Origin of the sequence: Giesbergeria sp. (genome assembly GCF_028686475.1) — a bacterium.
In the GTDB taxonomy this organism is placed as follows: domain Bacteria; phylum Pseudomonadota; class Gammaproteobacteria; order Burkholderiales; family Burkholderiaceae_C; genus Simplicispira.
In genome coordinates, this window is sequence record NZ_JAQUCA010000001.1 from 63,023 (window position 1) to 85,081 (window position 22,059).

The 22,059-nt window shown below is 58.9% G+C and carries 16 protein-coding genes; 9 read left to right on the forward strand and 7 right to left on the reverse strand.

The features are described from left to right. Positions 1-41: 41 nt before the first annotated feature. Positions 42-1,160, forward strand: coding sequence for an ABC transporter substrate-binding protein (locus tag PHX60_RS00285; protein ID WP_300072970.1), 1,119 nt, complete (start codon positions 42-44; stop codon positions 1,158-1,160). Positions 1,161-1,164: 4 nt separating this feature from the next. On the opposite strand, the gene prmC is transcribed toward PHX60_RS00285, so the two are convergent. The 5 genes from prmC to PHX60_RS00310 all read right to left on the reverse strand — a co-directional run bounded on the left by prmC (position 1,165) and on the right by PHX60_RS00310 (position 7,376). Continuing rightward, positions 1,165-2,007 carry a peptide chain release factor N(5)-glutamine methyltransferase gene (gene prmC / locus PHX60_RS00290; RefSeq protein ID WP_300072973.1) on the reverse strand — a complete coding sequence of 281 codons (843 nt, stop codon included), beginning with the start codon at positions 2,005-2,007 and terminating at the stop codon, positions 1,165-1,167. 8 nt (positions 2,008-2,015) lie between these two features. Beyond that, positions 2,016-3,104, reverse strand: a complete 1,089-nt coding sequence (gene prfA / locus PHX60_RS00295) for a peptide chain release factor 1 (RefSeq protein ID WP_300072976.1) — start codon at positions 3,102-3,104, stop codon at positions 2,016-2,018. Positions 3,105-3,181: 77 nt separating this feature from the next. After that, entirely contained in the window at positions 3,182-4,483 is a 1,302-nt protein-coding gene (gene hemA / locus PHX60_RS00300; RefSeq protein WP_300072979.1) for a glutamyl-tRNA reductase, read from the reverse strand. A gap of 79 nt (positions 4,484-4,562) precedes the next feature. Further along, positions 4,563-5,048, reverse strand: coding sequence for a DUF1854 domain-containing protein (locus PHX60_RS00305; protein ID WP_300072981.1), 486 nt, complete (start codon positions 5,046-5,048; stop codon positions 4,563-4,565). Between the two features lie 15 nt (positions 5,049-5,063). Continuing rightward, positions 5,064-7,376 carry an ABC transporter ATP-binding protein gene (locus tag PHX60_RS00310; RefSeq protein ID WP_300072983.1) on the reverse strand — a complete coding sequence of 771 codons (2,313 nt, stop codon included), beginning with the start codon at positions 7,374-7,376 and terminating at the stop codon, positions 5,064-5,066. Between the two features lie 115 nt (positions 7,377-7,491). On the opposite strand from PHX60_RS00310, the gene cphA (PHX60_RS00315) reads away from it, so the two are divergent. The 8 genes from cphA (PHX60_RS00315) to PHX60_RS00350 are packed head-to-tail and all read left to right on the forward strand — an operon-like array spanning position 7,492 to position 19,419. Then, the gene (gene cphA / locus PHX60_RS00315) at positions 7,492-9,717 is read left to right on the forward strand and encodes a cyanophycin synthetase (protein WP_300072987.1); all 2,226 of its coding nucleotides are present in this window, start codon (positions 7,492-7,494) and stop codon (positions 9,715-9,717) included. A 39-nt stretch (positions 9,718-9,756) separates the two neighbouring features. After that, entirely contained in the window at positions 9,757-12,324 is a 2,568-nt protein-coding gene (gene cphA, locus PHX60_RS00320; protein ID WP_300072989.1) for a cyanophycin synthetase, read from the forward strand. A gap of 40 nt (positions 12,325-12,364) precedes the next feature. Further along, positions 12,365-12,859 carry a CreA family protein gene (locus PHX60_RS00325; RefSeq protein WP_300072992.1) on the forward strand — a complete coding sequence of 165 codons (495 nt, stop codon included), beginning with the start codon at positions 12,365-12,367 and terminating at the stop codon, positions 12,857-12,859. Between the two features lie 48 nt (positions 12,860-12,907). After that, the gene (locus PHX60_RS00330) at positions 12,908-14,641 is read left to right on the forward strand and encodes a site-specific DNA-methyltransferase (RefSeq protein ID WP_300072995.1); all 1,734 of its coding nucleotides are present in this window, start codon (positions 12,908-12,910) and stop codon (positions 14,639-14,641) included. 4 nt (positions 14,642-14,645) lie between these two features. Next, positions 14,646-15,167, forward strand: a complete 522-nt coding sequence (locus PHX60_RS00335; protein ID WP_300072998.1) for an AAA family ATPase — start codon at positions 14,646-14,648, stop codon at positions 15,165-15,167. After that, complete coding sequence (locus PHX60_RS00340) at positions 15,164-15,385, forward strand: hypothetical protein (RefSeq protein WP_300073001.1); 222 nt, start codon at positions 15,164-15,166, stop codon at positions 15,383-15,385. Before PHX60_RS00335 ends, PHX60_RS00340 begins: the two co-directional genes overlap by 4 nt. After that, positions 15,382-18,087, forward strand: coding sequence for a DEAD/DEAH box helicase family protein (locus PHX60_RS00345; protein ID WP_300073003.1), 2,706 nt, complete (start codon positions 15,382-15,384; stop codon positions 18,085-18,087). Before PHX60_RS00340 ends, PHX60_RS00345 begins: the two co-directional genes overlap by 4 nt. Before the next feature lie 9 nt (positions 18,088-18,096). Further along, on the forward strand, positions 18,097-19,419 hold the full coding sequence (locus PHX60_RS00350; protein ID WP_300073007.1) for an SPOR domain-containing protein: 1,323 nt from the start codon (positions 18,097-18,099) through the stop codon (positions 19,417-19,419). Here PHX60_RS00350 and PHX60_RS00355 read toward each other — a convergent pair. Together PHX60_RS00355 and PHX60_RS00360 are read right to left on the reverse strand one after the other, a co-directional pair. Beyond that, complete coding sequence (locus PHX60_RS00355) at positions 19,407-20,750, reverse strand: hemolysin family protein (protein WP_300073011.1); 1,344 nt, start codon at positions 20,748-20,750, stop codon at positions 19,407-19,409. The two genes, PHX60_RS00350 and PHX60_RS00355, sit on opposite strands and share 13 nt — an antisense overlap. A gap of 94 nt (positions 20,751-20,844) precedes the next feature. Beyond that, complete coding sequence (locus tag PHX60_RS00360) at positions 20,845-22,053, reverse strand: HDOD domain-containing protein (protein WP_300073014.1); 1,209 nt, start codon at positions 22,051-22,053, stop codon at positions 20,845-20,847. Positions 22,054-22,059 lie beyond the last annotated feature (6 nt).

Genomic DNA, 22,059 nt, shown 5'->3' on the forward strand with positions numbered 1-22,059 from the left:
CAAGGCGCAATCTGCTTTTGGGTGCAATTTTGGGAGTTAGCATGTCTTTTTTGCAGGGATTGCAGCGCGGGTGCTGGGTCATATTGGCTATTTTTTTGGCTGCCTGTGGGCCTAAGCCAGCCATCCAAATAGGATTTATTGGTGGCCTGTCCGATCGTAATTCGGATAATGGTCAAGCCGGGCTGCATGGGGTGATTTTGGCGGTAGAGCAATTTAACCGTGCCGGGGGAGTGGATGGCCGCATGGTAGAGCTGCTGCCACGCGACGATGCCCAAACCAAAGAAGTGGCCGCGCGCTCGGCGCAAGAGCTGGTCGATGCCCAAGTAGAGGCCGTGATTGGCCCTTTTACCAGCAGCATGGCCGAAGTGATTGTGCCTATCACGGGCAAGGCGGGTATTTTTCAGGTCAGTCCTACCATTACCTCGATGGCGTTTTATGGCCAAGACGATAACCTGTTTCGTATTAACCGCACCACCAGTGACAACGCGCACGACTATGCCCGAGTGATGTTAGGCCGTGGGCAGCACCATATTGCCGTGGCTTACGATTTACGCAACCGCAACTTTACCGAATCATGGCTGGCCGAGTTTCGCCATGCAGTCACCAAAGACAGCCGGGGCCAAGTCAGTGCGGTGCCCTATGATTCTGGCCCCAACACCGATTTTGCCCAAGTGGTGGCGCAGATGGTGCAAACCCGGCCCGATGCGCTGTTTTTTATCTCGGGGGCTTTGGATGTGGCCCGACTGGCGCAACAGGCGCGCAAACAAGCGCCCCAGTTGCCGATTGGTGCTGCCGAATGGGCCGCCACCGAGCAATTGGTCGAGTTGGGTGGCGAAGTGGTGAATGGTTTGCTGATTGTACAAAACTACGACCGCGATGACACCTCGCCACGCTTTAAAGAATTTACCGAGGCTTACTTCAAGCGCTTTCAGCGGATGCCGGGTTACAGTTCCGTCTCGGCCCACGATGCCGCCACGGTGGTACTGACGGCGCTGAAAAACCGCCAATCGGGCGAAACCGTCAAGCAAGCGGCGCTACGCAGTAGCCCATTCCAAGGCTTGCAACAGCAAATCACGTTTGATGCCAATGGCGACACCCAGCGCAAGGTATTTTTTACCGAAATCCACGGCGGGCGTTACGTGCAGGTGCCGGTGAAATAAGCGTTTAACCAAGCGGTCGTTGGGCACCACTGCAACGCTCGATGCCTGCCAAATCACAGCGCGATTGCACTTGGCACAGCCCGGCTTGGGACAGCAGCGCACGCACACTGGCGGCTTGGTCCCAGCCATGCTCTAGCAGCAGCCAGCCCCCCGGTGGTAAATGGGCCGGTGCTTGGGCCACAATGTGGCGGATGTCGTCCAGCCCGTCGGGGCCACTGGCCAAGGCTTGCAGGGGTTCGTGTTGCAAGCTGGCCAAATGGGGATCACCGCTCGGGATGTAGGGCGGATTCGAGACGATGGCAGCAAAGCGCCCCTCTAATCCTTGCAACCAATGGCCGTGCTGAAATTGCACCGCCAATCCCAAGCGCTGGGCGTTGGCTTGGGCCACCGCCAAGGCATCGGTGCTGGCATCCAGCGCCAGCACTTGGGCATCGGGGCGTTGTTGTTGCAGCGCTAAGGCAATCGCTCCGCTGCCGGAGCCCAAATCCAGCACCTTCGGTGTAGGCACGGCTTGCAACACTTCCAAAGCCCAATCGACCAAAGTTTCGGTATCCGGGCGGGGGTCTAACACGCGCGCATCCACCTGCAAGGGCAAACCGTAGAACTCTTTGACTCCCGTCAGGTAGGCCACGGGTTCACCGGCAGCGCGGCGCTGGCACAGGGCCAAAAATACGGCACTGGCCGCTGTGGGCAGGGTGTCGGTATCGTGGGCCAGCAGCCAAGCCCGGTCGTGCAGCGGGCGGCCCACGCTGTGCAGTAGCAGTATTTGGGCGTCGATGCGGGCCAAGCCAGCAGTATGTGCTTGGCGCAGGGCGGCGGCCACGGTGGTGGGGGCAAAAGCGGACATAGCCCGGTTCAACCCAATTGGCTGGCTTCGAGTTCGGCCAGTTGTTCGGCCTCGTGGGCGTGTTGTAGCGCTTGCAGTACATCGCCCAAATCACCTTCCATCACATACAGCAGTTTGTACAGCGTCAGGTTGATGCGGTGGTCGGTCAGGCGGCCTTGTGGGAAGTTGTAGGTGCGGATGCGGTCGCTGCGGTCGCCGCTGCCAATCAAGCCTTTGCGTAAGGCGGCTTCTTTGGCGGCACGTTCGCTGCGCTCTTTTTCTTGGATGCGTGCTTGCAGCACTTGCAGGGCTTTGGCCTTGTTGCTGTGCTGGCTGCGGCCATCTTGGCATTCGGCCACGATGCCGGTGGGCAAATGCACTACGCGCACCGCAGAATCGGTTTTGTTGATGTGCTGGCCACCGGCACCGCTGGCGCGGAAGGTGTCGATGCGTAAATCAGCCGGATTGAGCTTGATAGCTTCGGTTTCATCCGGCTCGGGCATCACGGCCACGGTACAAGCGCTGGTGTGGATACGGCCTTGGGTTTCGGTGGCGGGCACGCGCTGCACCCGGTGGCCGCCGGATTCAAACTTGAGCGCCCCATAGACGTTATCGCCCACGATACGTAACACAATTTCTTTGTAGCCGCCCAATTCCGCCGCGTTTTCGCTCACGGTTTCGACTTTCCAGCCCACGTTGGCGGCGTAGCGCATGTACATGCGTGCCAAATCTCCGGCAAACAAGGCCGATTCATCGCCACCCGTACCAGCACGGATTTCTAAAAAGGCATTGCGGCCATCGTCGGGGTCTTTGGGCAGCAGCAGGCGTTGCAGTTCGTCTTCTAACTGTACCAATTCGGCGCTGGCGCTGGCGATTTCTTCTTGCGCCATCTCGGCCATGTCGGGGTCGGCCAACATCTCTTGCGCTCCGGCCCAATCGCTTTCGCGTTGCAGGTAGCGCCGGTAACGGCCCGCAATGGCAGTGACTTCGGCGTGTTCGCGCGACAGGATGCGGTATTGGGCCATATCGGCCATGATGTCATCGCGCGAGAGCAAAAAGTCCAGCTCGCCGAGGCGCTGGGCATAACGCTCCAGTTGGCTTCTTAAAAAGGGTTTCATCGGGAAAAAATAGTGAAGGCCAAGCACCGATACAGGCGCTGGCGGTAGCAAAAAAATGGGCTGCCTGAACCGGCCAGCTAACGGCGGCCAGTGCCTTGTTGTTGGCGCAAAAACAGGCGCGAGACAGTGCGCGCCGTTTGCTGCCGGGTAGCTGCATCACCTGCGTGCAGCTCGACCAAGGTGCCATGCAGTAGCTTGTTGCTTAGCCCCTTGGCCAGTGCATCTAGCACGGTTTGGATGTCTTCGCCCTGCGCCAAGCGTTTGTGGGCGCGGGCAATTTCTGCCGCCTGCCAAGCTTCGGTTTGGGCGTGGATTTGCTGGATGAGGGGCACGACACCATGCTGTGGGTCGCGCTCGTCCAGCCAGTGCATAAAGCTTTGCACCCCGGCATCAATAATCGCTTCGGCTTGGGCTACGGCGGCTTGGCGGTTGGCTTGGGCAGTTTGCACCACCGTGGCCAAATCATCGACCGTGTAGAGATAGACATCTTCTAGTGCCTTGACTTCTGGCTCGATGTCGCGCGGTACGGCCAAGTCCACCATGAACATCGGACGGTGGCGGCGCTTTTTTAAGGCTCGCTCTACCGCACCCAAGCCCACAATGGGCAAACTGCTGGCGGTGCAACTGACCACAATGTCGAACTCGTGCAGGCGCTCGGGCAAATCGGCCAAGCGCATCACCTCGCCACCAAAGCGGGAGGCCAACTTTTCGCCGCGCTCAAGGGTGCGATTGGCAATGGCAATGGTTTGCGGGCTGCGCGCGGCAAAGTGCGTGGCCGTGAGTTCAATCATCTCACCCGCACCGACAAACAACACCTTGGTGCGCGCCAAATCTTCAAACAACTGGCTGGCCAAGCGCACCGCGGCGGCAGCCATGCTGATGGAGTGTGCGCCAATCTCGGTCGAGGTACGCACCTCTTTGGCCACAGCAAAGCTGCGCTGGAACAACTGGTTGAGCGTGGAGCCTAAAGCGCCCGCATCTTCGGCGGCGCGCACGGCACTTTTCATCTGGCCCAAAATTTGCGGCTCGCCCAGCACCATCGAATCGAGGCCGCTGGCGACGCGAAAGGCATGGCGGGCTGCGGGGCCGTTTTGTAGCACATAAGAGTGCGAACGCAACACATCGGGGCTAACCCCGCCACTGTGGGCCAGCCAGCCAAAAGTGCGCTCTAGCGCGCGTGCATCGCCCGCGCAGTAAATTTCGGTGCGATTGCAGGTGGACAAAATGGCCGACTCAATGCCTTGCTGGGGGCTGTCGGGGGCCAGCGCTTGGCGCAGGCCGTGCAGCGTAGGGGCGATTTGATCGAGCGCAAACGCAAAGCGGCCACGCAGGTCGAGCGGCGCGGTGGTGTGGTTAATGCCTAAAGCCCAGACTGCCATATTGGCCGCGATTATAAATTTTTGCCGCAGGCACTGTAGCGCGCTGGGGATAGCCGGGTGCTGCTACGCTGTGGGCCGCTTACAAAAACCGCTCCAACAAGCGGCGCGAAGCCTTGTCCAGCGTGTTGGTGTCGTCAATTTTGAACTGCACGCCATCGGCGCTGGCAATCAACAAACGGGTGCGCCCTGCCAGTTTGCGGATGTCTTCTTCGGCTTTTAGCACCAATTGGGTGGGGCCTCGGTCGGTTGCTACCTGCCAAGTGCTGGGGGTAGAAAAGCCAGAGACAGCGCCAATTTTTTGAATGGTTGGCACAAATTCGCGCACCGCCAATTCTGCTTCAATCAGCTGGCGCGGCACAGCGGGTACATCGGCCAAGCGTTCAATCCAGAGCAGTTCATGGCCGTCGCTGCCCACCAACGACAGCCCCTCGTCGGGGGCGGCAATGGGAAAGGCGCGCACCGGCTGCACATCGGTATGCTGGGTGCCATTGGGCAAAGTTAAGACTAAACGCCCGTGGGCATTGCGCTCCAGCAAGACGCTGGCGGTAGAAGAAATGCTACTCATAACATGGTGGCTTGGTTAGGAATTGCCCGCTGGGTGGGCTGGGTGAAGCTGGCTGCTGTCAATTACCAGCCCGGCGGCTTGGGCATCTTCTTCGGCGCGGCGCGCTTGGGCTTCGTACAAGCGCCAGTAAGCGCCTTGTTTTTCCATTAGCTCATCGTGCGGCCCCACTTCGACGATTTCGCCTCTGTCCATCACCACCAACCGGTCGGCCTTGCGTAGTGTGGACAAGCGGTGGGCAATGGCGATGGTGGTACGGCCTTGCACCAGATTGTCCAGCGCTTTTTGGATTTCCTTTTCCGTCTCGGTATCCACCGCCGAAGTAGCCTCGTCCAAAATCAGGATGCGCGGGTCAATCAGCAGGGCGCGGGCAATGCTGATGCGCTGGCGTTCGCCACCCGACAAGCCCTGACCGCGCTCGCCCACCAACGAATCGTAGCCATGCGGCAGGCGCAAAATGAACTCATGCGCGTGGGCGGCACGGGCTGCGGCCACAATCTCGGCGCGCGTGGCTTCAGGTTTGCCGTAGGCGATGTTTTCGGCAATCGTGCCAAAAAACAAAAACGGCTCTTGCAACACCAGCCCAATATGGCGGCGGTAGTCGGCCACCGCCATGCGGCGCACATCGACACCATCCAATTGAATCGAGCCATCGCTCACATCGTAAAAACGGCAAATCAGATTAACCAGCGTGCTTTTGCCCGAACCGCTGTGGCCCACCAAGCCAATCATTTCGCCGGGGCGGATATTCAAATCCAGCCCCTTAATTACTGCCCGGCTACCATAGCGAAAGCCGACATTTTGTAGCGTAATCGCCCCTTGCACTTTGCCTACTTTGACGGGCTGTGCTGGGTCGGGCACGTTGCTGACGTGGTCTAAGATGTCAAAAATACGCTTGGCCCCAGCAGCGGCTTTTTGCGTGACCGAGACAATGCGGCTCATCGAATCGAGGCGGCCATAAAAGCGGCCAATGTAGGCGATAAAGGCAGTCAAAATACCAACGGTGATTTCGCTGTGGGCTACCAACCAAATACCAAAACCCCAAACCACCAACAGGCCCATTTCGGTCAATAAAGACACCGTGGGGCTGAACAAAGACCAAGTTTTGTTCAGCTTGTCGTTGACTTCCAAATTGTGTTGATTGGCATCGTGAAAACGCTGCGCTTCGCGTTGCTCTTGGGCAAAGGCTTTGACCACGCGAATACCGGGGATGGTGTCGGCCAGCACATTGGTGACTTCGGACCAAACGCGGTCAATTTTTTCAAAACCGGTACGCAGGCGGTCGCGCACGGTGTGAATCATCCAGCCAATAAACGGCAGCGGCACCAGTGTCACCAGCGCCAGCCACGGGTTGATGCTGAACAAAATGGCGGCGGTCATGAAAATCATCAGCACATCGGTTAAAAAATCCAAGGCGTGCAGTGATAAAAACACGTTGATGCGGTCGGTCTCGGAGCCAATGCGCGCCATTAAATCGCCGGTACGCTTGCCGCCAAAATAATCCAGCGATAGCTTGAGCAAATGCTCGTAAGTGGTGGTGCGTAAATCGGCCCCAATGCGCTCGGACACCAGCGCCAAAATATAGGTGCGCGCCCAACCCAAGCCCCAAGCCGCCAGGGCCGACAAAAATAAGCCGCCAAGGTACATCAGCACCAGCATCGGGTCGATTTGCTTGCCGTTTTGGAACGGAATCAAAATATCGTCCATCAGCGGGATGGTCAGGTAAGGCGGCACCAGCGTGGCGGCGGTAGAAGCCAGCGTCAGGCCAAAACCAGCGGCCAATTGCCAACGATAGGGCCGGGCAAAGCGCCACAGGCGCAGCAGCACCCAAGTAGAGGTTTTGGCCGGTTGGGCGCGCGCGCAAGCGGGGCACTCTTCGCTATCGGGCGGCAGCGCGGTATGGCAGACCGGGCAAGCGGGCGCGGCCTCGGTAGTTTGTTGCACCGCATCGCCCGATTGCAAGTGCGCGATTTGCTGCTCAAAGCGCTGCACCAGTTGCAAGGCCGAGGCGTGCAGCCCCATCGTGAAGCGCCACAGCGCCAAGCGCTGCTGGGCATCGTGCAGCTCTAGGGTGGCTACGCCGCCATAATCGACCAAACGCAGGCTTTGGCCGGGGGCCAAGGCCCATACTTGCACCTCGGGGCTATCGGAAGTTTGGGCCAGCAAGCGCTGCTGGGTCAGGAGGATTTGGCCGCTGGCAAAGCGCAGATGGACACTCAGGTCAACCGCCAGCGCCGCCAAAACGTTTTCATGGGGAGCGAGCTTGGCCCGCAGTTCGGCCCCCAAAGGGCTGCCCGGAGTTTCCGAGCTATTCACGAGAGGATGTGGCATTTTCTAATAACGCTGCCAAGGCTTTATACGCTGACACCTGCCATGCGCGCACAATCACTTTCTTGCCCGCCGGGCCTGCAATACTCCCTTCTTCCACTTGCTTGACGCCGCCCCCATGCCGACATTCAACGACATCCAATTGCTACGTATCAACTATTTGCGTGGCCCCAATATCTGGACTTACCGCCCGGTCTTAGAAGTCTGGCTAGACTTGGGCGCACTGGAGGACTACCCCTCCAACCTGTTGCCCGGCTTCAATGAGCGCCTGACGACTTGGCTGCCCGCCCTGATTGAACACCATTGCGGCGTGGGCGAGCGCGGCGGCTTTTTGCAGCGCCTGCAAGAGGGCACTTGGTGCGGCCATGTGCTAGAACATATCGTGATTGAACTGCTGAACTTGGCCGGTATGCCCACCGGCTTTGGTCAAACGCGCAGCACTTCGCAACGCGGGGTTTATCGCATGGTGTTTCGCGCCCGCGAGGAGCAAGTGGCCCGCGTGGCCTTGGCCCAAGGCCACCGCTTGATTATGGCGGCCATCAATGACCAGCCGTTTGACGTGCAGGCCGCCGTGGCCTTGGTACGCACCGAAGTGGATGACCGCTACCTTGGCCCCAGCACCGCCTGCATCGTGACCGCCGCCGGAGACCGGGGCATTCCGCATATTCGCCTGAATGATGGCAACTTGGTACAACTGGGCTACGGGGCCAGCCAACGCCGCATCTGGACCGCGGAATCCGAATACACCAGCGCCATTGCCGAAGGCATCGCCAGCGACAAAGACCTGACCAAGAGCCTGCTCAAGTCCTGTGGCGTGCCCATTCCCGAAGGGCAAATTGTCAACAGCCCGGCAGAAGCCTGGGAAGCCGCCCAAGACATTGGCCTGCCAGTGGTGGTCAAGCCGTCGGACGGCAACCACGGTCGGGGTGTCACTCTGGATTTACGCAAACAAGAAGACATCGAAGCCGCCTACCATGTGGCCTACCCCGAAGGCAGCGATGTGATGGTAGAACGCTACATTCCCGGCGACGAGCATCGCTTGTTGGTCGTGGGGGGCAAGGTGGTAGCGGCTGCACGGGGCGAGGTGGTGGGCATCACGGGCAATGGCCGCGACACGGTGCGTGAACTCATCGAGAGCCAACTCAATTCGGACCCCCGGCGCGGCCACGAAGAAGAATACCCGCTAGAGTTGATTGACGTGGACAGCGATGCCAAGGTGCAATTGGAACTCAAACGCCAAGACCTAAGCGCCGAAGCCGTGCCCGCGGCCGGACAGCACGTGGTGGTGCAGCGCAATGGCAATGTGGCGGTGGATTGCACCGACGAGCTACACCCCGATGTGGCCTACATTGCCCAGTTGGCCGCCAAGGTGGTGGGGCTGGATATTGCGGGCATCGATATGGTGGCGCAAGACATCTCCAAGCCCTTGCACAGCCAAGGCGGCGCGATTGTGGAGGTGAACGCTGGCCCCGGTTTGCTGATGCACCTCAAACCTGCCGTAGGCGCACCGCGTCCGGTCGGGCAAGCAATTGCCGAGCATCTGTTCCCCATCGAAGAAGGCGAAGACGCACCAGCACCGGGCCGTATCCCGGTGGTGGGGGTGGCAGGTCGCCGTGGCACGGCCACCATTGCCCGCTTGGTAGCATGGCTGCTGCATCTGGGCGGCCACTTTACCGGCTTGGCCTGCCGCGAAGGCATGTTCATGAACGAACGTTGCGTCGATACCCGCGACAGCGCCCATTGGGCTGGCGCACACCGCCTGCTAGTCAGCCAAATGGTGCAGGCCGCTGTGATTGAAAACGATGCCCGCGTCATCTTGCAAGATGGTTTGGCCTATGACCGCTGCACTGTGGGTATCGTCACCGACATGGATGGCTTTGACACGTTGGCTGAATTTGACATCCAAGAGCCAGCGCAAATGACCAAAGTGCTACGCACCCAAGTGGACGTGGTACTAGAGCAAGGCGCGGCGGTACTCAATGCTGCCGAACCTCAAGTGGCCGATTTGGCCCCGCTGTGCGATGGCGATGTGATTTTGTATGCGGCCGAGCCTGATTTGGCCACCGTAGTGGCGCACCGCAACCAAGACCAAGGCCGCGCCGTGCTGCTGCGCGATGGCAAAGTGGTATTGGCCACTGGCAGCAGCGAAAAATCCATTGGTACGCTGGAGCGCCTCACGGCTGGCCGTGAAGCGTTGGCCGCAGACGTGCCTACCCTGCTGGCGGCAGTGGCTGCTGCTTGGGCGCTGGACATTGCCCCTGACCTGATTGCCGCTGGTATCAAAACCTTCGAGCCTGCCACACCGGCCCCCCATGCCGTGCGTGCGCCGGTATTGCCCCTGTAAGCGCCTCGCCCCCTTTAGCTGCCGAAAGAAGAACCCATCATGGACGTTTCCCGCATCCGTGCCCTGCGTGGCCCCAACCTCTGGAGCCGCAATACCGCCATTGAGGCCGTGGTCTCTTGCACCCCCGCTGAGCGTGCGATGGCCCAACTCGATGGCTTTGAAGCCCGCCTGCGGGCGCTGTTTCCGGCCATTGGTACGCTGCACCCCGAAGGCAGTGACAGCGACATCTCTTTGGCGCATGTGCTGCAATCGGCTGCGTTAGCGCTGCAAGCGCAGGCCGGTTGCCAAGTCACCTTTAGCCGCACCGCCCACACCACCGACCCCGGTGTCTATCAAGTGATTGTGGAATACACCGAAGAAGCCGTGGGCCGCAAAGCCTTTGAACAAGCCCAAGCCTTGATTGAAGCCGCACTGAGCGGCGGCCAGTTTGATGGAGTGGCCGCAGTGGCCGAATTGCGCGAACTGGACGAAGACGAGCGCCTTGGCCCCAGTACCGGCGCAATTGTCGATGCTGCGGTGGCGCGTGGCATTCCGTACCGCCGCCTGACCCAAGGCAGTTTGGTGCAATTTGGCTGGGGCAGCAAACAGCGCCGCATCCAAGCCGCCGAGTTGGACTCCACCAGCGCCGTGGCCGAATCCATTGCCCAAGACAAAGACCTGACCAAACGCCTGCTGCACGCTGCTGGTGTGCCCGTGCCGCTGGGTCGCCCGGTAGAAAGCATGGACGAGGCTTGGGCCGTAGCCCTCGAAGTGGGCCTGCCCGTGGTGGTTAAACCGCAAGACGGCAACCAAGGCAAAGGCGTTACCGTCAACATTACCGAGCGCGCCCAACTGGACGATGCCTACCGCGTGGCCGAAGAATATGGCACGGTGATGGTAGAACGCTTCTTGCCCGGCCACGACTACCGCCTGCTGGTGGTGGGTGACCATTTGGTAGCCGCCGCCCGGCGCGAGCCACCCCAAGTGCTGGGCGATGCCATCCACACCGTGCGCGAACTGGTCGATTTGGTCAACTTAGACCCACGCCGAGGCGAAGGCCATGCCACCTCCCTGACCAAAATCCGTCTGGACGATATTGCCGTGGCCCGTTTGGCCGCCCAAGGCCTCACGCCCGACTCGATCCCGGCCAAAGGCCAGCGCGTGGTGTTACGCAACAACGCCAACCTGTCCACCGGCGGCACCGCTACCGATGTGACCGACGATGTACACCCCGATTTGGCCGCCCGCGCTGTGGCAGCAGCACAAATGATTGGCCTGCACATTTGCGGCGTGGATTTGGTCTGCGAAAGCGTATTGCACCCGATTGAAGAGCAAGGCGGTGGCATTGTCGAAGTCAACGCCGCCCCCGGCCTGCGGATGCACTTGGCCCCCAGCTATGGCAAACCGCGCAATGTGGGTCAGGCCATGATTAACCAGTTGTTTGCCCCCGGCCAAGATGGCCGCATTCCGGTAGTGGCTGTCACGGGCACGAATGGCAAAACCACCACCGCCCGCTTGATTGCCCATCTGTTCTCGGCCCAAGGCTTGCGCGTGGGCATGACCAATACCGATGGCGTGTATGTGAATGGCCGCCAAATTGACAGCGGCGACTGCTCCGGCCCGCGCAGCGCCCGCAATGTGCTGCTGCACCCCGAAGTGGATGCAGCCGTGTTTGAAACCGCACGCGGCGGTGTCTTGCGCGAGGGCTTGGGCTTTGACCGCTGCCAAGTGGCCGTGGTCACCAACATTGGCGAGGGCGACCACTTGGGCCTGAACTACATCACCACGGTAGAAGATTTGGCGGTACTCAAGCGGGTGATTGTGCAAAACGTGGCCCCCGATGGCTATGGGGTACTCAACGCTGCCGACCCGATTGTGGCGGCAATGGCCCCGGCTTGCCCCGGCAAAATCATCTTCTTTGCTGCGGACCGCCACCACCCCGTCATGGCAACGCACCGCGCCCAAGGGCATCGCTCGGTCTATGTCGATGGCGACTCCATCGTGGCCGCTGAAGGCTCGTGGCGCGAAACCATCCACCTGCGCGATGTGCCCATCACACGCAACGGCAAAATTGGCTTCCAAGTCGAAAACGTGATGGCTGCCGTGGCCGCTGCTTGGGGCGCTGGCCTGCCGTGGCAAACCATCCGCCGTGGGCTGTCGGGCTTTGTCAATGACAGCGACAACGCGCCGGGCCGCTTTAACCTGATGGACTACAAAGGGGCCACCGTGATTGCCGACTACGGCCACAACCCCGATGCCATGCGTGCCTTGGTGGCCGCCGTGGATGCACTGCCCGGCCACCGGCGCAGTGTGGTGATTAGCGGTGCGGGCGACCGGCGCGATGAAGACATCCGCGCCCAAACCGTGATTTTGGGCGCTGCCTTTGATGATGTCATTTTGTACCAAGATGCTGCCCAGCGTGGCCGCGACGATGGCGAAGTGATTGCCCTGTTGCGCGAAGGCCTGCAAGGGGCCAGCCGCACGCGCCATGTCGAAGAAATCTACGGTGAATTCAAGGCCATTGATGCCGCACTGGCCCGCCTCAACCCCGGCGATTTGTGCTTGGTGCTGGTGGACCAAGTGGAAGAAGCCTTAGAGCATCTGGCGCAACGCTGCCGCGAGGCTTAAAACGCCGTAGGTGCAAGGTGTGCGGCACAATCCGGGCACCATGCACACACTTTCTTCTCTTTGCTGCCGTAGCGCTGCGGGGCTGCTGCTGGCGCTGGCCAGCATAGCGGCCCATGCCAGTGGCGAAAAAATCGGCACGGTAGATACCGCCTTCAAGTGGATAGGCCGCGACCACGACATTCTGGTCGAAGCCTATGACGACCCCGGCGCACCGGGCGTAACTTGCTACGTCTCGCGGGCGCGCACCGGCGGTATCAAAGGCACGCTAGGCTTGGCCGAAGACCGTGCTGAAGCCTCGATTGCCTGCCGCCAAACCGGCCCCATTAGCTTTCCTAAGCCCTTGCGCCAGCAAGAAGAAGTGTTTAGCGAGCGCATGTCCTTGTTATTCAAACGCTTACGCATTGTGCGGATGGTGGATCGCACACGCAACACACTGGTGTATCTGACCTACTCAGAAAAGCTGATTGACGGTTCACCGCAAAATAGCGTCACAGCCGTGCCGGTGGACAGAAGTATCCCGATTCCGGTGCGCTAAATACAAAACAACGACCATCGCGCACAGCGCAAGAGGGGCTAGGCATCCATGCCAACATTGAACTGGATCGGCAAAGATGCCGTTACAAAGCACCATAAAAATGTGCCGTTTCGCCTGCTAGAGCCAGTGCCGGAACTCTCTTGCGGCCCGGCAGATGCAGGCAACCTGATTGTGCAGGGCGATAACCTGCACGCGCTCAAAGCACTGCTGCCGCGCTACGCCGGACAGGTCAAGTGCATCTATATTGACCCGCCCTACAACACCGGCAACGAGGGCTGGGTCTATAACGATAACGTGAATAGCCCTGAAATCCGCCAATGGCTGGGCGAGGTGGTGGGCAAAGAAGGCGAAACGCTAGACCGGCACGACCGTTGGCTGTGCATGATGTACCCGCGTTTGGTGCTATTGAAGCAATTTTTGCGCGAGGATGGATTAATTTTCATTTCGATAGATGACAATGAACAGGCATCTTTGCGTTGGCTGATGGATGAAATTTTTCAGCAAAAAAACTTCGTTGCACAATTTATTTGGAATACCGAAGGACATACAGACAATCAGTTTCATGTCAAGGTAAATCATGAGTATATTCTCTGTTATGCTTTAGATTCAGAGAAAGTAAAATTTGGGCACGTCATTGACCCCAATACCAGAGAAGAAAGCAATCTTTGGGCTGGATTCGCCCAAAATTCAATTACAAAAAATGGGCCTGCCAATCCCCCCAATGAAATTGAGTTGCCAGCTGGATTTCCACTGTCTGCTGAAACTATAAACCTGCCTGCTAGTGAAATTCCATACGGATTAATTCAGGCAATGGTCAATGAAAAACTCTCAAGCAACCCCCTGAAACGGCGCTTTGGAAATGTCCAATTTCCGCTTAGGTTAGACCCAATGGTAGGGAACAATCGAAAGCTCCTAAAGCCTTGCAGGGTTTTTTCTGGATGGGCTAATTCAAAAAAATTGAAGCGATTTATCGACAACAATTTTTGCCCTTTGGATGATGATGGAGGGCAGTTAAAATTTTTCCTCTCTGAGAGCGGGGTTATTTATTATCACAGAGAGCGTGGAGAAAAGGCGCGGAACATTCTTTCTGTTTTAAGAGGTTTCAGCACCACAGAAAAAATGCGTGCTGAAATAGAAAAAATGGGACTGTATTTCAGCTACCCAAAGCCAAAAGATCTTATCAAATATCTTATAAAAGTAGGCTCTGATGCAGGGGATATGGTTTTAGATTCCTTTGCTGGTAGCGGCACAACCGGTCAAGCCATCATAGAATTGGCCGCAGAAGGAGAGAAGAGAAATTTCATACTGATTGAGGTTGACAAAAAAACGGCGGAAAAAATAACCGTACCCCGCTTAAAAAATATATCCGATGGATTTATAAATACAGCGGGCGAGCAGGTAAATGGCCTCGGCAGCGGCTTCCAATTCTGCCGCCTGTCCGCAGAACCGCTGTTCGATGCCAACGGCCACATCCGCAGCGATGTCACGTTTGCTGAACTGGCCAAATTTGTCTGGTTCTCTGAAACCCAAACCGGCTACACCGGCCAAGCCGATTCACCCCTGTTGGGCATCCACCAAGGCCGCGCCATTTACCTGCTCTACAACGGCATTCTGAAAGACCAATCCGTCGGCGGCGGCAATGTGTTGACTGATGCGGTTTTTTATCTTTTACCCAAGTTCTCTGGCCCCAAAGTCATCTATGCCGCTGCCAAGCGCCTGAGTACGCGCACCGCCCGCGAAGGCATCACCTTCAAGCAAACGCCCTACGCGCTGGAGCTTTGACCCGATGGCCGAGCGCAAAGTCATCATCATCGCCGGCCCCAACGGGGCAGGCAAAACCACCTTTGCCCGCGAATTTTTACCCAATGAGGCGGACTGCCCCCAATTTTTGAATGCCGACCTGATTGCGGCTGGCTTGGCACCATTTGCCCCCGAAAGTGCCGCTTTACCCGCAGCGCGGCTGATGCTGGCAGAACTGGAACGGCATTTTCAAGCCGGGCAAAGCTTTGCCTTTGAAACCACACTCTCGGGGCGGGCCTACCTGCGCCACATTGCCCGTTGGCGTGCTGCTGGCTACCGCGTAGAGTTGATTTTTCTACGGCTGGCCAGCGCACAGGAGGCGGTGGCACGGGTGGCCCAGCGGGTGAAACAAGGCGGACACCATATCCCTGAAGCTGTCATCCGCCGCCGCTTTGAGGCCGGGCTAGACAACCTGAGCCGCCATTACGCCCCTGCCGTGGATGCGTGGGCGCTGTACGACAACTCGGGCGAAGAACCGATTTTGCTGAATTGGAGTGAAGCCGCATGACCCCTTTCCAACCGATTGAGAACGCCAACAATGCCGACTTGCGCGGCTCCTTACTGGCCCTGCAACGCGCTGCCCTGCGCGCCCGGCAAATTGCCGCACAGACCGGCACTGCCGTGGTGGTGGTGCGTAATGGGGTGCTAGAGCATATCTATCCCCAAGCGGGCCACACCGACAGCGCGCCGCAGGATGCGGCTTCTGTCAACGGAAAAGCTACATGAGCGCCTTCACACCCAAACGCTACCAAGAGCAAGTGCTGGAGAGCGTGCAAGCCTATTTCAAGGCTTGCCACGAACTGCCGTCGCCCTCGATAGCCTTTACCGCCACCACCGAACGCTTATGGGGGCAAGGCAACCCCTACTACCCCTTGACGGGATTTCCGCCGGATATGCCCTACTTTTGCTTGCGTGTGCCCACCGGCGGCGGCAAAACTTGGCTGGCCGCCAAGAGCGTGCAGCTGGTCAATACGCACCTGCTACGCTGTGAACACAGCGTTATCCTGTGGCTGGTGCCCAGCAAGCCCATCCGTGAGCAGACCCTCAAGGCACTCAAAAATCGCGCCCACCCTTACCATGCCGCACTGCGCGAGGCTGGCCCTATCACCGTATTGGATTTGGACGAGGCCAAAAGCATCACCCGCGCCACCTTGGACAGCTCTACCACCATCATCGTGGCCACGCGACAAGCGTTTCAAGTGGAAGAGGAAGAATGCCGCAAGGTGTACCAGTCCAGTGGCGCACTAATGCACCACTTTGACAACCTGTCACCCGCACAGCGCGATGCTTTGTTACGCGATGGTGAAGGCACAGAGCGCACCACGCCCTATTCACTCGCTAACGTGTTGCGCTTGCGCCGCCCGTTTGTCATTGTGGACGAAGCGCACAACAGCCGCACCGAATTGGCTTTTGATATGCTGGCACGCTTTCGCCCCAGCGGGGTCATGGAGCTTACCGCCACGCCGGATTTGGAACGCACACCCAGCAACGTGCTACACAGCGTGTGCGCCGCCGAGTTGAAGGCGGAAGAAATGATCAAGCTGCCAGTGCTGCTGCAAACCGAACCGAATTGGCAGCAGTGTTTGGCCGATGCCCTTGGCCGCCGTGAGGCGCTGCACCAGCTGGCCGCTGAAGAACAGCGTGCCGGTGCGCCCTATTTGCGCCCCTTGGTGCTGATACAGTCCGAGCCGCGCCGCGCCGGTGTGGAAACACTGGATTTTGAGCGGGTGAAAAACGAGTTGCTCAGCAACCACAATATCCCGGCCCACGAGATAGTAGTGGCCACTGGCGACGAAAAAGGGCTAGAGCAAATCGAGGCCGATTACCCATTGGGCATTGCCGACCCAGCTTGTCCAGTCAAGTTTGTTATCACCCAGAAGGCACTGGCCGAGGGCTGGGATTGCCCGTTTGCCTATATTTTGGTGAGCATGGCATCGTTATCGTCGGCCACGGCGGTAGAGCAATTGCTGGGGCGCGTGTTGCGCCAGCCAGGGGCCAGCCAGCGGCAGGCCAAGGCGCTCAACCAATCCTATGCCTTCGTGGTCTCGCGCAACTTTGCCGACACCGCTGGGGCTTTGCGTGACCGGCTGGTGGCTGGCGCTGGTTTCGAGAAGCGCGAGGTGGCAGAGTTTGTCACCGCTGCCAAGGCAGAACAGGCGCGACTGGACTTGGAAGGCCACGCTGGGCGTGTCGTGGTTCGCCCCGTCACCATTACCCTGCCAGAAAAGCCCAACCTGAAAAGCGTGCCCAAACCTGTGCGCGACAAGGTCAGCTGGGATGGCAAACTCAACACCCTGACCATTAGCACCCCACTGACCGAGGACGAGGCCGAAGTTCTCAGCGCTTCAGTCACCTCGGAAACTGCCGCAGCGGCCATCGTACAAGCCGCCGAAGCCAGTCGCACCACGGCCATCGAGTTCTTTCAGACTCCTGCCGAATTGGGGGTGCGCTTTGCTGTGCCGCAGTTGGCCTTGCGTGTGCAGGGTGAGCTGATTTTGTTCGATGACCCGGAGGTATTGGAATACCCGTGGGACTTGTCACCCTACGATGCGGCCCCCACTGCCGATGAGCTGTTCTTACTCGGCGCTGGCCTGAAAGTGGCCGAAGGTGGGGAGATTGACGTGGATAACGCTTCTGGTCGCGTGACTGCGCGTTTTTTGCCTGAACTGCAACGCGATTTGGGGTTGGTCTATCAGCCCGAACACTGGGATACCATTCGCCTTGCCACTTGGCTTTGCCGCAACTTGCCAGAACCATCTTTAACCCACACCAGCAAACAGGCTTTTGTGGCGGCATGGCTGGTTGATTTGCTGCGCCGGGAGGGCTTCACCTTAGCGCGTGCCAATGTGCAAAAATTTTTGATACGCCAGCTGTTAGAAGCGCGTATCCGAGACTTGCGCCAGCAGGCGGTGAGCAAAGCCTACCAGCAACTGCTGTTTGGCAGCGATGTTGCATCGCGTGTAGCGATAACCGACCAGTATGCCTTTGAGTTTCACGCCCAAGCCTACGCCCCCAGCCGCGATTACGACGGGCGCTTTGGTACCTTCGATTTCCGCAAACATTTTTATGGCCGTATCGGTGATTTCGACAGCAAAGAAGAGTTCGAATGCGCTTGCCAGCTGGATATATGGGCGCAGCAAGGCCGCATCGAGTTTTGGGTACGCAACCTGGTGCGGCGCGAAGCTTGCTCGTTTTTTCTACAAAAAGCTGATGGCCGGTTTTACCCAGATTTTCTGTGCCAGTTACCCGGCAACACAGACCACCCAAATGCCATTCTTGCAGTGGAATACAAAGGCGCAGACCGCTGGAATAATGCCGAAGACGACCGCCTGATGGGTGGCCTCTGGGCCAAGCTGTCCGAAGGCCGTTGCCGCTTCGTGATGCTCAAGGAGAGGCGCTGGGATAGGATAGCAGAGGCGCTGCAATAAGTAACCACAATGACCACCCCCGACGCCGCTTCAACCACCGCCACACCCAATCCCACCCCCGATAGCCCCTTGATGTCGCTCTACCGCCATGCCTTGGGGCCGGTGGGCATTGAGCGCAATATCCGGGTGTTCTCCCAGTTTGAGGCCACGGGCCGCACCCGCCCCGGTTGGAACGGGGCCGCTGCCTTTCTCACCCTGCATTGGATGGTGTTTCACCGGCTGTGGCGGCCAGCGGGTTTGTATGCCTTTTTAGCTGCGCTGCTGCTGGGGCTGTTTTGGTGGGTTGATGCTGCCACCATGCCCACCTTGGCCTCGGTGCGCTGGTGGCTGTTGTTGGCTTTTGGCGTGGTGGGCACGCTGCTACCGGGCTTGTATGGGGATGCGCTGCTCTATGCCCAAACTGAATTGCGCGTTCACAACGCGATTGCCGAAGCACAAACCTTGGCCCAAGCGCGCACCTTGCTGGCACGCCGCGCGGGCAGCAACCGGCGCATGGGTTGGCAAGCGCTGGCCCATGTGCTGCTACTGGCACTGGGCGGCGTGTTGGCTTTGGTGGGCATGGCTCCCCCACAACAACCCTTGTTAAGCAGCCAAGCGCCTGAACCTACGATGGCCAGCCCGTTGCCACCCACGCCAACACCAACACCAACGCCAGCTCCAACCCCCATTTTGCCGATACAGGGCGCTACACCCACGGTTGCCGCATTGCCACCGACACAGCCAACACCGTCAGCACAGCCGACACCACCGGTATCCGCCCCAACGCCACAGCCGCCGCCCGAAGAAGCCCAGCGCCTTCCAGCCAAAGTAGCCATCAAGCCCCCACCAGAGCCGCTGCCCAAGCCACAAGCCAAGGTTTACAGCAGCCGAGATGCCAGCCATCCAACACCTGCGGCCCCAACACCACCCCACCCCGTGCCGGTATTTGTGCCTGCACCAGAGCCAGCACCGGCGCGCCCTAACGCGCCAAGCAAAACACCGGTAAAAACACCCGCCAAAACACCGGGCAAGGTAGCGGTACAAACCGCCCGCCCAGCCACACCAGCCGCCAGTGCAGCGGATGAGAAAAAAAAGGAAAAAGACAAAGAAAAAGACACCGCCACCGGGCGCTTTTTTATCCACGCGGGCACCTTTGCCTTGGCCAGCAATGCAGAAAAAGTCCATGCGCGCATTGAACGCGCGGGCTTGCCCGCCACACTGCAACACTTTACCAATGCAGACAAAGACTTGATTCGGGTGCGCGTAGGCCCCTTTGCCAGCCGCGCCGAGGCCGACCGCGCCGCTGCCAAGCTGCGCGCAATGGGCCTAGATGCCATGATTTATGGCCGCTGAACCAGCGTGGCCTCGGTGGTGGATAAATCGGTCTCGATTAAGGGATTTTCTGGCAAGCGCGAGGCCAAAATTTTGTCGATGGTTTTGCCATCCATGTCCACCACTTCGAGCTTCCAGCCTTCCCATTGCACGGTATCGGTTTCTTTGGGCAGGCGCCCGGTCAGCAGCATAATCATGCCACTCAGGGTGTGGTAACGGCCACGCTCTTCTTCGGGCACACTGGCCAAGCCCAGCCGGTCTTTGAGTTCTGGCACCGGAATATGGCCATCGAGCAGCCAACTGCCATCTTCGCGCTGCAAGGCCCAAGAGGTTTCGGGGTCACGCGGTTGAAACTCGCCGGTAATGGCTTCAATCAAGTCTTGCAGCGTGACAATGCCTTGCACCTCGCCGTACTCGTCAATCACAAATGCCATGTGAACATCGGACAGACGGAAGTTGTCGAGCAGCTCCATGCCCGTGATGGTTTCGGGCACGTACAGTGCCGCCTGCAAATGCTGGCTAGACAAGGCATGGTCACCTTCGCGCAGGGTGCGCGCCAACCACTGGCGCGCGTTAATCACGCCCCGGATGTTATCCATGCCGCCTTGCACCACCGGAAAACGCGCATGGTCAGAATCTTCTATGCGGCGCAGATTTTCTTCAAACGGTGCATCCAAATCCAAACACACCACATCGCCGCGCGGCACCATCAGTGAGCCGATTTGCCGGTCATCCAAACGGAACACATTGCGTACCATCGTATGCTCGTGCGATTCAATCACACCTGCCGTAGTGCCTTCTACCAGCATGGCATGGATTTCTTCTTCCGTCACGGGGCTGCCGCTGGTTTCTTTCACGCCCAACAAGCGCAGCAAAGCGCGCGTAGAGCCGGACAAAAGCAGCACAAATGGCTTGGTTGCCACCGCCAGCAAATGGATGGGCCGCGCTACCAAGCGGGCAAAGGTTTCTGGATGCGATTGGCCAATGCGCTTGGGCACCAATTCGCCCACCACAATCGAAAAGTAAGTAATTAACACCACCACCAAACCGGTGGCCGCGTAGCTGCCGTAAGGTTGGGGCACGCCCAAATTTTGCAGCGAAACCGCCAAAGGCGCTGCCAAGGCGGCCTCGCCCACAATACCGTTGAGTACCCCAATCGAGGTAATGCCAATTTGAATGGTCGATAAAAACCGGGTCGGGTCTTCGCCCAATTGTGCGGCAGCTAAGGCGCCGTGGTCGCCCTCATCAATCATCTTTTGTAGCCGGGCTTTGCGCGCCGTGACCAGCGCAATCTCCGACAAGGCAAACAAGCCATTGAGCAGGATGAGGGCGAAAAGTATTGCTATTTCCATACAAAGGGAGCCTATTACTCCCTGAAAGTGGTGAAGCTTTACATTGTATGACTGCGTGCGCGTGCCCGGTTTGCGGGTAAGCGCGCAGACTGGTTTAAGCGTTGCGCCCGCGTGGCACTTCTAGCTCAGACAGGGTACGCAGCAGCGCCCGGTTGACTTCTTCCGGCGGCAGCTCATTTTCTTCGCACAATTGCTGGATGGCAGCGGCGTTGTCTGTCTCTAACAAGGCGGCCAGTTGCAAACTCGGTGCGTAGGGGCCAGTGCCTTGCACAATCGCATCGTAGATGCGTTCAGACAGCGGAATGCGGTTGAGGATATTGCCGATAGGCTCGCGCAGTACCAAGTCCAATTGCGAGAACAGCCCACACAAATAGACCTCGCGGCGCAGTTCGTTTTCTACCCCAGCATCCAACAGGCGTGAGGTCAGTTGCGCGCGCATCACCATCGACTGATAGACCGGGTCTAAATCTGGCTCGGTGCTGGCATGGGGTAACTGGCTGCCCAACCAACGTTGGATGGAACCATAGCCCATCATCATCAGCCCCCGGCGCAAGGAGTCAATGCCGGTACGCAAGCCCAGTGCCGCCGAGTTGGTGTAGTTCATGAAGCGGTAGGCCAGCACTGGGTCTTGGCTCAGGATGTCTTCAAAGGTCTCTAGCGATTGCTCGGCATCAATCGCCTGCATCAGCTTGGCGATGGTGGCGTGCGCTGGCTTGGCGTGGCTGTGGCGCAGGCTGTAAATGACATCTTCGGTCGGCCAACCTACCAAGGCCAAGGCATTGCGCTGGTCTAGGCAGTGCTGCATCACCAGACGGCTGGCGATGCCTTCGTACATTTGCCCGGCCAAAATAGGGCTGCTGTCTGGCCCGGCGCGCAAGGCGGCCAAAGCCATCTCGGGGCTTAGACTGAGCAAGCTGCTGGTAAAGTAGCGTGCGACTTCGGCCGGGGGCAGCAGACTCAAATCACCACGCCAGACCAAGCGCTGCCCGCGCGCATGGGCGGCACGCACCTGTTCCAAAATATCGGGGTTGAGCAACCAGCGTCCCTGCACCTCAATCAAAGGGGCACCGGGGTTGGGATGGCGCAAAAACTCTTGCAGCAAACTGGGTTGCTGCGGGGACAACAACACCGGCGGCGAGTTTTCTGACCAAATTTCGCGCAGGGTGCGTAGCAAATGGGGCAGATTGAGCGCCACTGCCTCGTCGCGGGCGTGGACAAACAGCTGCACCCCCATCAGCCGCCGGGCGCGGCTCCAGAGTGGCCGATAGCCTAATGTGAGGCTGCCCAGAACCGATTGCACCATAAGCGA